Raw genomic sequence first — 14,129 nt, 5'->3', positions numbered from 1 at the left:
CAAAAGCAATGGCGGCGACCCCGATTCGGGGGTCGCCGCCATGTTCGGCTTGAGCCTAGTGGCTAGGCCTTGAAACGCTCGATGGAGCGAGCCAGCTCGGCTTCGGCAGCCTCGCGGCCTTCCCAACCCTCGGCCTTGACCCACTTGCCTGGTTCCAGGTCCTTGTAGCGGGTGAAGAAGTGCTCGATCTCCTTGATCAGCCATTCGTCGATGTCTTCAAGTTCCTTGATGTGGTCAAAGCGCTTGTCGGCAGGAACGCACAGCAGCTTGGCATCGCCACCGCCATCGTCGGTCATGTTGAATACGCCAATTGGGCGTGCTTCGACAACAACACCTGGGATCAGGTCAACACCCGGGATGAAGACCATGGCGTCCAATGGATCGCCATCTTCGCCCAGAGTATCGTCGAAGTAGCCGTAGTGGGTTGGGTACTGCATCGAGGTGAACAGCACGCGATCCAGGCGCAGGCGGTGGGTCTCGTGGTCGATCTCGTACTTGACGCGCGATCCGGTGGGGATCTCGATGGTCACGTCGTGGCTCATGAAAAGCACACTCCTAAACTAGTCTTAGGGATATCCGCTAATAAGGGTATCGCCCCATTGCGCCTGATGGATAAAACTGCGAGAGGAATGTAACCATATGAACACTGCCGCCCGACGCGCTATTACGCTGGGGGTGGCGATTGTTGCCATGGTTGCAGTGATTGCCGCGATGCTGCTGGCCCCGCGATTCTTCACCGGAGAGCCCGAGGCTTTCTACACCCCGGCCAGCGCGCAGCTGGCCGATAAATCCCCAGTCGCCGTGCGGGACCTGGACCCCAACGCCGCGCAACCGGACCCCGGGATCCTCGCCGCGAAGCTGGATGGCATCCTGGCGGACAAGCCCGACCGGACGTCCTTCAACGCCCAGGTGGTCGACGTGGCCACGGGCACAGTCCTGTATGACAGGAACTCCGAAATAAATGGCACCCCGGCCTCCAGCCTGAAGGTAGTCACCGCCATCGCGGCCCTCGATGCCCTCGGCGGCGACACCCAGCTGTCCACCAGCGTGCTGCTCGATGGCGGCACATTGATCCTGCGCGGCGGGGGAGATGTGCTGCTGGGCGACGGGGAATCGGACCCGGCGCACCCCAAGGGCTATGCAGGACTGGCAACCCTGGCCAAGCAGACCGCCGAAGAACTTGAAAAGCGCGGCATCAGCGAGGTCAAGCTGTGGCTGGACGACTCGCTGTTCGGCGATGCGCACAGCAACCCCGCCTGGGACAAGTCGCTGTTCACCTCCAATAACATTGGCCAGGTCTACCCGATTGCGCACTACGCCGGGCGTGCCGGGGAAAGCACCAGCACCGCCTACCAGTCCGACCCGGCCGGGCAGGTCCGCAAGGTCTTCGCCCAAGCCCTGGGCGAGCGGGTCAAGGTGGATGAGGGTGGCCGCGGCCCCTATGCGGGGGGCGAGCAGATCACCGAAGTGAAGTCCGCACCGCTGCGCGATGTCATCAAGCACATGCTGCTGGTTTCGGATAACTACATTGCCGAATCCATGGGCCGCCTGGTGGCGCTGGACCGCCAGATGCCCGGGGAACAGGCAGGGGCCGCCGTCGCTGCTGTGGCCCAGGCCCATGGGGCTGCTGGACACACGCTCGTGGACACCAGCGGCCTGGCTGCCAGGAACCGGATTTCGCCCGCGGCGCTGACCGCGGTACTGCGCTCGGCCGCCACCAGCAAGAAGCCGGAATTGCGCGAGGTCGTCTACTCGCTGCCGGTCGCCGGCTACAACGGCACCTTGATGAACCGCCTGGGCGGTGCCGGAACACTTGGCCTGGTCCGCGCCAAGACCGGCTCGCTCACCGGCGTGGCCACGCTGACGGGCATGGCCATGACCGAAGACGGGCGCCTGCTCGCCTTCTCGATCTATGCCGATCAGCCCAACGGAACACTCGCACCCCACAAGCCAACCATTGACTCTGCTGTCACCGCCATCCGTGGCTGTGGCTGCCGGAGCTGAACGCCGCAGGAGCAGCAAATGAACCAGTTCGTCGATTGGAAGCTGGCGGCCAAGGCCGCGAAAACCCTGATGCCCGCCGGGCCGGGGATCCAGGCCCAGGATGCCGCACGGATCATCGAGGAACTGCGCATCGCCGCCGGCGAAGGCCTGGTGGAGGCCGAGAAGGTTTCCAAGCTGGCTGCTTCCGCGCCCTCGCAGACCCTGGTGGTGGACCGGTCCGGCTGGGCCAAGGCCGTCAGCCAGAATTTCGCGGCCCTGCTCCCGGCAGCGCGCCAGGACGTCCCCGGTGTGGTCCCCTTGATTGCCGGCGCAGAACTTGGCGCGGTGCTCTCGGTGCTGGGCACCCGGGTGCTGGGCCAGTTCGACCCATTCGTCGGCCCGCGCCTGCTGCTCAACGCCCCGACCATCACCCAGATCCGCGGCGAGCTGAATGTGAACGCCCGCGACTTCTACCTGTGGATCGCCACCCACGAGCAGACCCACCGCCTGCAATTCGAGCACGCTGCCTGGATCCCCGGGGTCATGAAGCAGACCCTGGCCGAGGCCTTCGAGCCGCTGGCCGGCACCACCCACTCCATGGGCGAACTGGGTGAACGCCTGAAATCCATGAAGTCCGAGGTCAGCGAACTGACCAGCATCATGTCGGTGCTCGAAGGCCACGCCATGGTCGTGATGAACGATGTCACCTCGATCCGCAGCATCAAGACCATCCGCCGCCGCTTCGAAGCCCGTGGCGAGAACCGTTCGGCCCTGGCGATCCTGCTGGGCAAGCTGCTGGGATTGGATGCCAAGGCGCTGCAGTACAAACGCGGGGCAAAATTCGTGCGGCATATCGTCGACGCGATCGGCTACGAGGGCTTCAACGAAATCTTCACCGCCCGCGAGATGTTCCCGAGCGCCGGGGAACTCGATGACCCGGAACGCTGGCTGGCCCGCACCCGATGAGCCGCGCCCTTCACCTTGCCCGCGCCGCCATCAGTGCCAGCAGCGCGCCCGGGCTGAACCTGATCGGGGTTTCCGGCGGTGCCGACTCGCTAGCCCTGGCCATTGCCGCGGCGACGCTGCCCGCTTCCTTCGGCGCCGTGGTTATCGATCACGGCCTGCAGCCCGGCAGCGCCCAGGCGGCCGAACGAGCCGCCGGGCAATGCCGCGAGCTGGGATTGGACCCGGTGGCGGTGCTCCAGGTCGAGACCTCGGATGACGAGGCTTCGGCCCGCACGGCCAGGTACCAGGCCTTTGAAGCAGCCTTGCAGCAGTTCAACGCGCAGGCATTGATGCTCGCCCACACCCGCGACGACCAGGCCGAGCAGGTGCTGCTGGGGCTGCTGCGCGGATCGGGAACCCGCTCGCTGGCCGGCATCCCTGCCCGGCGCGGAGCCTACCGGCGCCCCCTGCTGGAACTGTCCCGGGCGCAAACCGAGGAAATCTGCCGGCAGGCGGGGCTTGGCTACTGGGAAGATCCGAGCAACGCGGACACCGGGTACAAGCGCAACCTCATCCGCCATAGGATCCTGCCCTTCTTGCGCGAGGAACTTGGCGAGCATGTTCCCGAAGCACTGGCGCGCACCGCCAGCCTGGCCGCCGCCGACGCCCAAGCCCTCGACGAATGGGCCCAAGCGGCCAAGGACGAGCACGGGTTGGCGATCCCGGACCTGGCCAAGCTGCCGGTGGCCATCAGCTCGCGAGTATTACGCCTGGCCGCCATGGAAGCCGGGGCCAGGAATGTGGGCCATGAGCGAACGGCGGCGCTGTGCGCGCTGGCCGGGCTCGGCGTCCCCAAGTCCAAATCAGCTGGTCCTGTGCAGCTGGATGGCAGGATCAGCGCCTTCCGGCGGCAATCGGTGATCGTTTTCACCACAACCGGCTAAACAACCTTCCGCTAAATGTGGCACTCTAGGTAAGTACCACACCTCTAGAATCAGGAGAATTCTCGTGGATTCCAATGCAGTCAAAGCCGATCTTGCGCACGTTCTGTACACCAAGGAAGAAATCCAGGCCCGCGTGGAAGAACTTGCCGCGCAGATCGACAAGGATTACGAAGGCCGCGACATCCTCGTGGTAGGTGTGCTCAAGGGCGCCGTGATGATCATGGCTGACCTGGTTCGCGCACTGAACTCCCACCTGACCATGGACTGGATGGCAGTGTCCTCCTACGGTTCGGGTACCCAGTCCTCCGGTGTGGTGCGCATCCTCAAGGACCTGGATTCCGACCTCATGGGCAAGCACGTGCTGATCGTCGAGGACATCATCGATTCCGGCCTGACCTTGTCCTGGCTGAAGTCCAACCTGGAATCCCGCGGCCCGGCCTCGGTGGAAATCTGCACCCTGCTGCGCAAGCCGGAAGCAGCCAAGGTGGAAATCGACGTCAAGTACGTCGGCATGGACATCCCGAACGAATTCGTGGTGGGCTACGGCCTGGACTTCGCGGAAAAGTACCGCAACCTTGATTGCGTGGGCACCTTGGCCCCGCATATTTACCAGTAGGGAACTTTTCTCGCCAATGGGGCGTTGAGAAATATCGAAGGTGGCGTGACCCGGACGCCAGAGCAGTGCGTGAGGGGGATGCGCCAGGCGCGGGGCCTGTCGGATCAATGAAAACGAAGAAGCTTTTTAACAGCTGGATCATTTGGGTCCTGGTCGGCGTAGTCGCCGTGGTGTTGTTCCTGCCGATGGTCTTCGGCAATAACTCGGCCAAGGTGGACACTTCCGTAGGCCTGCACCAGCTCACCAGCGGCAATGTCACCGAAGCGAAGATGTTCGACGGCGACCAGCGCGTGGATCTGAAGCTGCGCGACTCGCTGAAGGTCGATGGCGTGGACAAGGGCACCTCGGTGAGCTTCTACTACTCCACCGCCCGTGCCGAACTGGTGGTCGATGAGATCAACAAGGCCAACCTGGGCAAGTTCACCGACCAGCCGGTGGAAAGCAACTGGCTGCTGTCGATGCTCGGGATCATCATCCCGTTCCTGCTGATCGCCGGCATCTTCTGGTTCATCCTCGCCCGCTCCCAAGGCGGCGGCTCCAAGGTCATGCAGTTCGGCAAGTCCAAGGCGAAGCTGATCACCAAGGACATGCCGCAGGTGACCTTCAAGGATGTCGCCGGCGCCGACGAGGCCGTGGAGGAACTCCACGAAATCAAGGAATTCCTTCAGGAACCAGCCAAATTCCAGGCCCTGGGCGCGAAGATCCCCAAGGGCGTGCTGCTCTACGGCCCTCCGGGCACCGGCAAGACCCTGCTGGCCAAGGCCGTAGCCGGCGAGGCGGCGGTACCGTTCTACTCGATCTCCGGTTCGGACTTCGTGGAGATGTTCGTCGGCGTGGGCGCCTCGCGCGTTCGCGACTTGTTCGAGCAGGCAAAGACCAACTCCCCGGCGATCATCTTCGTTGACGAAATCGACGCCGTCGGCCGCCATCGCGGCGCCGGCATCGGCGGCGGCAACGATGAGCGCGAGCAGACCCTGAACCAGCTGCTGGTGGAGATGGACGGCTTCGACGCCACCACCAACGTCATCCTGATTGCCGCGACCAACCGCCCCGACGTGCTGGACCCGGCGCTGCTGCGCCCGGGCCGCTTCGACCGCCAGATCCCGGTGGAGGCACCGGATCTGAAGGGCCGCGAGCAGATCCTGGCCGTGCACGTGAAGGGCAAGCCGATGGATGCCACCGTGGACCTGAACGCCGTCGCGAAGAAGACCCCGGGCTACACCGGCGCCGACTTGGCCAACGTGCTCAACGAGGCCGCGCTGCTCACCGCCCGCTCCAACGCGAACCTGATCGACGACCGCGCCCTGGACGAGGCCATCGACCGCGTCATGGCCGGCCCGCAGAAGCGCACCCGCCTGATGGACGAGCACGAGCGCAAGGTCACCGCCTACCACGAGGGCGGCCACGCGCTGGTGGCAGCGGCCATGAACCAGACCGCACCCGTCACCAAGATCACCATCCTGCCGCGCGGCCGCGCGCTGGGCTACACCATGGTGGTTCCCGAATCCGACAAGTACTCGGTCACCCGCAACGAGCTGCTGGACCAGATGGCCTACGCCATGGGCGGGCGCGTCGCCGAGGAGATCGTCTTCCACGATCCGTCCACCGGTGCCAGCAACGACATCGAGAAGGCCACCGCCACCGCGCGCAAGATGGTCACCGAATACGGCATGAGCGAGAAGGTGGGCGCCGTGCGCCTGGCCGGCTCGGCTGCCGAGCAGGGCATGGGCACCGCCTCCCGCGACTTCTCCGACGAAATGGCCCACCTGGTGGACCAGGAAGTGCGCGAGCTGATCGAGCAGGCGCACAACGACGCCTACCAGGCGCTGATGGCCAACCGCCATGTGCTCGACCGCCTGGCCCTGGCGCTGCTGGAGCGCGAGACGCTGAACCAGAAGGAGATCGCCGAGATCTTCTCCGACCTGGTAAAGCGCGACAAGCGCGAAGTCTGGCTGAGCAACGAGGCCCGTCCGGTGCACCAAGAGGGCCCGATATTAAGCCCCAAGGAGCGCGCAGCTTCCTCGACCGACTAGGATCGAAGCGTGAGTGAACTACAAGAGATTGATCAGCCGCGGATCGCGGCAGCCGTGCGCGAGATCCTGGAAGCCATTGGCGAGGATCCCGACCGCGACGGCCTGGTAGACACCCCGAAGCGGGTGGCCAAGGCCTATGCGGAGTTCTTCGCCGGCTTGCACCAGAAAGCGGCAGACCACTTGTCCACCACCTTCGACATCGAGCACGATGAGATGGTGCTGGTCAAGGACATCCCGTTCTACTCGACCTGCGAGCACCACCTGGTGCCCTTCTACGGTTCGGCGCATATCGGCTACATCCCGGGCAAGGGCGGCAAGGTCACCGGCCTGTCCAAGCTGGCCCGGCTGGTCGAGGTGTACGCCCGCCGCCCGCAGGTCCAGGAGCGCCTGACCACCCAGATCGTCGATGCCCTCGTGGAGCACCTGAACCCCTCCGGTGCGATCGTCGTCGTTGAATGCGAGCACATGTGCATGTCCATGCGCGGGGTGCAGAAGCCCGGCGCGAAGACCGTGACCAGTGCGGTGCGCGGGCAGCTGCGGGAAACCGCCACCCGTGCCGAAGCCATGAGCCTGATCCTCGGAAAGTAGGAACCCCCATGTCGCTTGGAGCGATCCCGGGCACCGGCCCGAACACCAGCCCATTGCCGGTGATCCGCAAGTCCAGCAAGAAGACCATGGCCGACCTGCCAACCGGCCGCACCCTGGTCATGGGCATCCTGAACGTCACCGAGGACTCCTTCTCGGATGGCGGGAAGTACCTGTCCGGCGATGCCGCGATCGACCAGGGCCTGAAGCTGCTGTACTCGGGTGCCGACATCATCGACGTGGGCGGCGAATCCACCCGCCCGGGCGCCACGAACGTGGATCCTGCCCTGGAGCGCGAGCGCATCATCCCGGTCATCGAAGCCCTGGTGAAGGCCGGCGCGGTGATCTCCGTGGACACCATGCATGTCTCCACCGCCCGCGCGGCCATCGCCGCCGGCGCGCACCTCATCAACGACGTTTCCGGCCTGACCTATGAGCCGGGCATGCCGGAGCTGATCGCGGAAACCGGCGTCCCCTACGTATTGATGCACCGCCGCGGCACCGCGCAGGACATGGTTTCCGAGGCGAACTACCAGGACGTGGTCACCGAGGTCATCGCAGAATTGCGCATGCTGCGCGATGAATTCGTCGCCAAGGGCGTGGCCCCGGAGCAGATCATCATCGATCCGGGACTGGGCTTCGCCAAGGATGCGCAGCACAACTGGGCGCTGCTGGCCAACGTCCCTGCCATCGAGGAGCTGGGCCACCGTGTGCTGATCGGCACCAGCCGCAAGCGCTTCCTGGGCGAACTGCTGGCCGAAGGCTCCAAGAGCCGCGCGCCGATGGAACGCGATTCCGCGACCGCCGCGACCACCGTGCTGGGCGCCCGCGACAAGGTCTGGGCAGTGCGCGTGCACGATGTCACCGGCAACCGCGACGCCATTGAAGTCGTGCAGGCCTATGGATCGCATTAGCATCTACGGAATTTCGGCCACCGGCTACCATGGCGTTTTCGACCATGAGAAGCGCGACGGCCAGGAATTCATCATTGACGTGGTGCTGCACGTGGATATCTCACGTGCGGCAGCCAGCGACAATGTTCTTGACACGGTGCACTACGGCGAAGTCAGCGAGCTGGTAGTCCAGCAGATCCAGGCCGGCCCGTGGGACCTGATCGAGAAGCTGGGCAGCGAAATCGCCGAGGCGATCCTCGCCGCCTACCCGGGCGTGTTCACCATCGACGTGGTGGTGCACAAGCCGCAGGCTCCAATCCCGGTACCGTTCACCGATGTCACCATCTCGCTGACGCGGCACCAGAAGCAGCACACCGCGATCATCGCGTTGGGCGCCAACCTGGGTGATCCGCAGGCTACCCTGGCCGCCGCGGTGCAGGACCTCGGCGCAGAAGTCGAGCTGCTCAAGGTTTCCCCGCTGGCCATCACCAAGCCGGTAGGCGGTCCGCCGGAACAGCCCGATTACACCAACCAGGTCGTCCAAGTGCGTACCCGGCTGGCCCCGCATGAGCTGCTGGATCTGTGCCAGTGGATAGAAGCCAAGCACCACCGCACCCGCGAAGTGCGCTGGGAAGCGCGCACGCTGGATCTGGACCTGATCGCCTACGACCAGCTGAACCTGGATGATGAGCGGCTGACCCTGCCTCATCCGCGCGCCGCGATCCGCGGCTTCGTGCTGGCCCCGTGGAGCTGGATGGATCCGGACGCGGTGCTGAACGGGCAACTGGTTTCCCGTTTGGCCGCCGAAGCTGCCGATACGAAGGACATCATCCGGCTATGGCCAAGCTGAAGCTGCGCTGGCTGCTCTGGTGCGCCGGGCTCGGGGCCGTGGCCGGCTGGATCGCGTTGCGCCTGCTCACCGCGGCAGGCAGGTACGCGCCGGTGCTGGACTACTCCGCCCTGTACTCGCTGGGCGCGGTCTGCGCGGTGATCCTGTTCCTGGGGATCCGCGTGAAGCGCTCCACCCTGGGCAAATCGGACTTCGAGCCGATCGCCGCAGCTCGTACCCTGGTTCTGGCCCAGGCCTCGGCGTATGCTGGTGCGGTGATTGCCGGTTGGCATGTTCCGGCCATCATCACCCTCTGGGCGGCCACTGGGATCACCCCCACCCTGACCCGCGGCCTGGTGCTGACTGGTGCTGGTGTCCTCATGGTGATTATTGGGTATATTGTTCAGCAACTGTGCAAACTACCTCCAGAGGATACCGATGGCAACAGCGACTCCGTGGTCACCGAATAACTTCACCCCAGCCCACCGGGACTACGCCAAGGTCAAGTTCACCACCTGGGCAATCACCTGGGGCCTGTTCCTGCTGGCGGCACTGGTCCCTGCCGTGCTGGCAGTCACCGGCGTCGGCATCCCGCTGTGGCTGGTGCTTTCCCCGGTCCTGCTGGTGCTGGCGATCGCGTTGCCGGCATTGCGCATCATCCGCCGCCAGGTCGCCGCACTGGGCTATCTCGAACGCGAAGAAGACTTCATCGTCCGCTCCGGGGTGATGTGGCGCAAGCAGGTGGTCATTCCCTACGGCCGCATGCAATACGTCGAGGTCAACAGCGGGCCGCTGGAGCGCCGCTATGGGCTATGCCAGCTAACGCTGAACACCGCCGGCAGCGCTGCCACCGCGCACGTCTACGGGTTGCCCGAGCGCGAAGGGCAGGCCCTGCGCGAACGGCTTGTGGCCGCCGGCGAAGAGAAAATGCTATGAGCCAGGCCGAAGAACTGGCCACCGGAGACAGTGCCGAGCCATGGCAGCGGGTGCATCCAGCCAGCCCGTTCGTCCACGGCTGGCTGGCCATCATCGGCCTGGGCTACATCTACTGGCAGAACACCGACGACCTGTCCTGGGCGGAGCGCTTCTCCGGCACCAGGTTGATGTGGACCGTCGCGGGCGCCGGCATCGCACTGGCCGTGGTGCTCATCTTCTACTTCCTTTCCTGGTACTTCACCCGCTATAAGCTCACCAGCACCCACGTGTACGTGAATTCCGGGATGCTATTCCGCAGCCAGAAGCAGGCGCGCATCGACAAGGTGCAAGGCATAGACATTGCCCAGCCACTGGTAGCCCGGCTGCTGGGTCTCGCCGAACTGCGCTTTGACGTGGCCGATTCCTCCGAGTCGGTGCTGCGCCTTTCCTTCCTGCGCAAGGCCGATGCCCACGCGCTGCGCGTGGTCATCCTGGAGCGGGCCCGCGGCGAAGAACCTGCCGCTGCCCAAGAAAGCGGCTCCCACGACGCGGCGGATCGCGCGGCAGCCCAGCCGCAGGCCGCCGCGGACGCATTGCCGCTGATGGCCAACGTGCCCATTGGGCGCCTGATTGGCTCCATGTTCCTGCAATTGCCGGTGATGTTCGGGGTGCTCGCATGCCTGGCGATGCTGGTGCTTTGGCTTGCCGGGGTCGACGGAATCATCGCGGCCCTGGTCCCCGCGGCCTTGGCCTTCGGCAGCTTCTACTACAAGCAGCTGAACCAGGGCTGGAACTTCACCGCCAGCGCCTCGGACACCGGCATGCGCATCAGCTACGGACTGGCTGACACCCGCCAGCACTCCATTCCTGCCGGCCGCGTCCAGGCCATTTCGGTGACGGCACCCTTCTTCTGGCGGATGCTGGGCTGGTACAAGGTGGAAGTCAACGTGCTGGGCACCAAGAGCGATGACGCGGATAACCTGCAGGTGCTCCCGGTGGGCGACTTCGAGTCGGTCGCCCGGATCATGGGGATCCTGCTGCCGGATCTTGGCGTCGCCAACCAGCGCGAGGTGCTGGCCACCGCGGTGAGCACCGGATGCGAACACGGTTTCACCGGCTCCCCGGAACGCGCCAAGCCGCTATCGCCCGGGGCATGGAAGCACCAGGCGTTCCTGGCCACCGGCACCACGGTGATTTCCCGGTATGGCTGGCTGGCCCGGCAGGCCAGCTTCGTGCCGCATAACCGGGTGCAGGGCATGAGCTGGGGCCAGGGACCATGGGAGCAAGGACGTAAACTGGCCGGTGTCCGCTTGCACTGTGCCGGCGGAAATATCATCGGGTACCTGCATCAAATTGATGCGGACACCGCAGCAGAATTTATTCGGGCGCAAACCCGGCGCCTGGTTGAAAGGTAGAAGTGGACGCACCACGCTTGGGAATCGGCATCATCTCCGCCGGCAAGGTAGGCACCGTGCTTGGTGCGGCGCTGGCAGCCAGCGGACACCGGATCACCGGAATCCACGCCGTCTCGGAGGATTCGCGCGATCGCGCCGACGCCTTGCTGCCCGGCGTGGAACTGCTGGACCCAGCAGAAATCCTGCGCCGCAGCGAACTGGTGCTCCTTGCGGTACCCGACGACGTGCTCGGCGAACTGGTGTCCGGACTGGCAGCGGGCGGCCATATCGCCGCCGGGCAGTTGATCGCGCACACCGCCGGGCGGTACGGCACCTCGATCCTGCAACCGGCCTTGGATGCTGGCGCCTTTGGACTGGCAATCCACCCGGCCATGACCTTCACCGGCATGAGCATGGACCTCCAGCGCCTGACCGACTGCGTCTTCGCGGTCACCGCGGACGAGGCCATCCTCCCGGTAGCCCAGGCGCTGGTGGTGGAAATGCGCGGGGAGCCGGTGGTGATCGCCGAGCAGGATCGTGCCAGCTACCACGCGGCCCTGGCCCATGCGGCAAACCACCTGAACACCATCACGGCGCAATCGGCGGACATCCTGCGCCGGATCGGCGTGGAAGAACCATCCAATACCCTGCGCGCCCTGATGTACGCGAGCCTGGATAACGCCCTGCGTTCCGGCGCGGGCGCACTGACCGGCCCGGTAGCACGAGGCGATAGCGGAACGGTCACCGCGCACCTGCAGGCGCTGGCCGACGCCCCGGCGGAAACCAACAATTCCTATCGGAGCCTCTCGCGCGCTACCGCGCTGCGCGCCGCAGAACGCGGACTGATCTCCCAAGGCACGCTGGAAGAGCTTCTGCGAGTTCTAGAATAGAAGGGTGAAAACCCCGAAGATTGTAAAGACCCGTGCCGAGCTGAAGGCTGCTATTGCCGCAGCTAACCCGGGATCGCTGGGCTTCGTGCCCACTATGGGAGCCCTGCACCGCGGACATGCTTCGCTGTTCAAGGCCGCCCGCGAAGAAAACGAACTTGTAGTCATCTCCGTATTCGTCAATGAGCTGCAGTTCAACGATGCCAGCGACTACGCCAACTATCCGCGCCAGCTCGACGCTGATGTGCAGCTGGCCGCGGCCGCCGGCGTCGATCTTGTCTTTGCCCCGGACGCTTCCGAGATCTACCATGCCGGCCTTCCGCTGGTGAAGTTGAGTTCCGGCGCGCTGGGCGAAATGTATGAAGGCGCCTCGCGTCCAGGCCACTTCGATGGCATGCTGGCCGTAGTTGCCAAGCTGCTGCACTTGGCCGACCCGCGTCGGGGCGAATACCGCGCCTACTTCGGCCAGAAGGATGCCCAGCAGCTGATGCTGATCCGCCGCATGGTTGCCGACCTGGATTATCCGGTAGAACTGCGTGCGGTGCCGATCGTGCGCAGCCCGAAAGGCCTGGCGCTTTCCAGCCGCAATGCATTGCTCAGCGAGGAAGAGAAGGAAGCAGCCTTGGTGCTGCACCGTTCGATCCAGCTGGTTGCCGACCGTGCGGCACGCAATGAACCGCTGTACATCGAGGATGCCATCGCCATGTACCAGATGGCCCCGCTGGTGGAGCTGGACTACTTCGCCGTCGTTGACCCGGATACCCTGCAGGAACTGGCATTCAACTGCCAGGACACCCCCTTCACCGGCGAGGGCTTGATCCTTGTCGCGGCGAAGGTGGGCAACGTCCGTCTGATCGACAACCAGCCGATCTAGGCAAATCGTCGAGCAGCCTGCCCGAGGACCTGGCGGAAGCCGCACAGCTCCTGCATGATTTCGGCGGCGGGCTGCTCGGCGCCAACGAACTGCACTGCCTCACCGGCATAGACCGGGGCTATGTCCGTCAGCGCTTCGGAGCGGGCCTGATCCATCTGCTCGCGCAGCGCATCGTTCGGCTCCCAGCTGGAAAGATCCGCGTGCTTGTCGCTGAACTCATTGCGCAGCGCCCGTCCGCCGAACTCGGGCGCCCATGGCAATTGCTGGGCGAGATCGAAGGCGCGGGTATAGATAGTGTCATCCAGGCCCGCATTGCGTGCTGCGCTCTTCATGTTCCCGTGCCCGCTGGACTCTGCTGCCGAGAGGAAACGGGTCCCGATCCAGGCAGCTTCCGCGCCAGCTGACAGCACCGCGGCGATACCTCGCGCAGTGCCGATGCCTCCGGCCGCCACCACAGGCTTCTGGTGCTGGGCGGTTGCCAGCTGCAGCAGCGGCAGAGTTCCGGCTTCATTGCGGCCATGTCCGCCACCTTCTGCGCCACGGGCAATGATGATGTCGATGTCATCAGCCATCGCGCGTTCCAGATCTGCCGCATTGCCTACCTGCATGGCGGTCAGAACTCCAGCCTCATGGGCTACCGCCGCGGCCCGGGTGACATCGCCGAAGCTCAAGGTCACCAACGAGGGCCCGAACTCCAAGAAGGCCTCTAGCGGGGAGAGATCCGTTTCCAACGCCCAGGCCATGAAGCCGACGCCCCATGGAGTACTCAGGGATTCAACGAATTGCGTTTGCTGTTCAATCCAGTCAGCTGTGGGAGTTGCAGGCGAACCGATCATCCCTACACCTCCCGCGTGGGAAACAGCTGCAGCCAAGGCGCCGCCAGCCGCGCCAGCCATAGATGCATTGAAGATGGGTTCACGGTATCCAAGGAGTCTTTGCAGGTCGCTCATGAGCCCAGACTAGAACAGCGAAATGAATGTGACCTAGAACGCGGCCCCTCGATTTGTAAGTGCCCAAGAACCTGTGTATAGTTTTTATCTGTTGCCGGAACGGAAACAACACGGAATCTACCGATTGTTCACCCGGCAGCCAATCACTTTTCACTGAAGGTTTTCCGCCGATTTTGATCGGATCAGGAAGTCTGGTAAGTTGGAAAAGTTGCTCCGGAGCGAAGCAGTCATCGAAGGATTGGTGGTTGTGGTGTCGAGAGTGTTTGTTGTTTGAGAACTCA

The 14,129-nt window shown here is 64.5% G+C and carries 15 protein-coding genes; 13 read left to right on the top strand and 2 right to left on the bottom strand.

The window, feature by feature from the left end:
- Positions 1 to 62: 62 nt before the first annotated feature.
- A complete protein-coding gene (locus tag CQ012_RS10895; protein WP_105658632.1) occupies positions 63 to 542 on the bottom strand; it encodes an inorganic diphosphatase in 480 nt (159 codons plus the stop codon).
- Between the two features lie 97 nt (positions 543 to 639).
- Between CQ012_RS10895 and dacB the strand changes: the two genes are divergently transcribed.
- From dacB to panC, 13 genes are all read left to right on the top strand, one after another.
- Positions 640 to 2,004, top strand: coding sequence for a D-alanyl-D-alanine carboxypeptidase/D-alanyl-D-alanine endopeptidase (gene dacB, locus CQ012_RS10890; RefSeq protein WP_105662170.1), 1,365 nt, complete (start codon positions 640 to 642; stop codon positions 2,002 to 2,004).
- A gap of 18 nt (positions 2,005 to 2,022) precedes the next feature.
- Positions 2,023 to 2,949, top strand: a complete 927-nt coding sequence (locus CQ012_RS10885) for a zinc-dependent metalloprotease (RefSeq protein WP_105662169.1) — start codon at positions 2,023 to 2,025, stop codon at positions 2,947 to 2,949.
- Positions 2,946 to 3,872 carry a tRNA lysidine(34) synthetase TilS gene (tilS, locus tag CQ012_RS10880; protein WP_286134349.1) on the top strand — a complete coding sequence of 309 codons (927 nt, stop codon included), beginning with the start codon at positions 2,946 to 2,948 and terminating at the stop codon, positions 3,870 to 3,872. The genes CQ012_RS10885 and tilS overlap by 4 nt, the downstream gene beginning before the upstream one ends.
- A 64-nt stretch (positions 3,873 to 3,936) precedes the next feature.
- Positions 3,937 to 4,488, top strand: coding sequence for a hypoxanthine phosphoribosyltransferase (gene hpt / locus CQ012_RS10875; protein ID WP_105658629.1), 552 nt, complete (start codon positions 3,937 to 3,939; stop codon positions 4,486 to 4,488).
- A gap of 107 nt (positions 4,489 to 4,595) precedes the next feature.
- Positions 4,596 to 6,521 carry an ATP-dependent zinc metalloprotease FtsH gene (gene ftsH, locus CQ012_RS10870; RefSeq protein WP_105658628.1) on the top strand — a complete coding sequence of 642 codons (1,926 nt, stop codon included), beginning with the start codon at positions 4,596 to 4,598 and terminating at the stop codon, positions 6,519 to 6,521.
- A 9-nt stretch (positions 6,522 to 6,530) separates the two neighbouring features.
- A complete protein-coding gene (gene folE, locus CQ012_RS10865) occupies positions 6,531 to 7,109 on the top strand; it encodes a GTP cyclohydrolase I FolE (protein WP_286134348.1) in 579 nt (192 codons plus the stop codon).
- A gap of 8 nt (positions 7,110 to 7,117) precedes the next feature.
- On the top strand, positions 7,118 to 8,020 hold the full coding sequence (gene folP, locus CQ012_RS10860) for a dihydropteroate synthase (protein WP_105662168.1): 903 nt from the start codon (positions 7,118 to 7,120) through the stop codon (positions 8,018 to 8,020).
- The gene (gene folK, locus CQ012_RS10855; RefSeq protein WP_166650737.1) at positions 8,007 to 8,849 is read left to right on the top strand and encodes a 2-amino-4-hydroxy-6-hydroxymethyldihydropteridine diphosphokinase; all 843 of its coding nucleotides are present in this window, start codon (positions 8,007 to 8,009) and stop codon (positions 8,847 to 8,849) included. The genes folP and folK overlap by 14 nt, the downstream gene beginning before the upstream one ends.
- Entirely contained in the window at positions 8,837 to 9,298 is a 462-nt protein-coding gene (locus tag CQ012_RS10850; RefSeq protein ID WP_105658625.1) for a DUF3180 domain-containing protein, read from the top strand. The genes folK and CQ012_RS10850 overlap by 13 nt, the downstream gene beginning before the upstream one ends.
- The gene (locus CQ012_RS10845) at positions 9,267 to 9,764 is read left to right on the top strand and encodes a PH domain-containing protein (RefSeq protein ID WP_105658624.1); all 498 of its coding nucleotides are present in this window, start codon (positions 9,267 to 9,269) and stop codon (positions 9,762 to 9,764) included. The genes CQ012_RS10850 and CQ012_RS10845 overlap by 32 nt, the downstream gene beginning before the upstream one ends.
- Positions 9,761 to 11,158: a PH domain-containing protein gene (locus tag CQ012_RS10840; RefSeq protein ID WP_181148927.1), complete on the top strand. Its 1,398-nt coding sequence runs from the start codon at positions 9,761 to 9,763 to the stop codon at positions 11,156 to 11,158. The genes CQ012_RS10845 and CQ012_RS10840 overlap by 4 nt, the downstream gene beginning before the upstream one ends.
- A gap of 2 nt (positions 11,159 to 11,160) precedes the next feature.
- Positions 11,161 to 12,027 (top strand): Rossmann-like and DUF2520 domain-containing protein, encoded by an 867-nt coding sequence (locus CQ012_RS10835; RefSeq protein ID WP_105662167.1) that lies wholly within the window; start codon positions 11,161 to 11,163, stop codon positions 12,025 to 12,027.
- A gap of 4 nt (positions 12,028 to 12,031) precedes the next feature.
- Positions 12,032 to 12,898 carry a pantoate--beta-alanine ligase gene (gene panC, locus CQ012_RS10830; protein WP_105662166.1) on the top strand — a complete coding sequence of 289 codons (867 nt, stop codon included), beginning with the start codon at positions 12,032 to 12,034 and terminating at the stop codon, positions 12,896 to 12,898.
- Here panC and CQ012_RS10825 read toward each other — a convergent pair.
- Positions 12,895 to 13,848: an NAD(P)H-dependent flavin oxidoreductase gene (locus CQ012_RS10825; protein WP_105662165.1), complete on the bottom strand. Its 954-nt coding sequence runs from the start codon at positions 13,846 to 13,848 to the stop codon at positions 12,895 to 12,897. The genes panC and CQ012_RS10825 overlap by 4 nt on opposite strands.
- Positions 13,849 to 14,129 lie beyond the last annotated feature (281 nt).

The sequence above is a fragment of the Arthrobacter sp. MYb214 genome (assembly GCF_002979865.1).
Classification (GTDB): Bacteria; Actinomycetota; Actinomycetes; order Actinomycetales; family Micrococcaceae; genus Glutamicibacter.
Note: the sequence above shows the minus strand (reverse complement) of the source record. Positions and strands in the feature narration are given on the sequence as shown.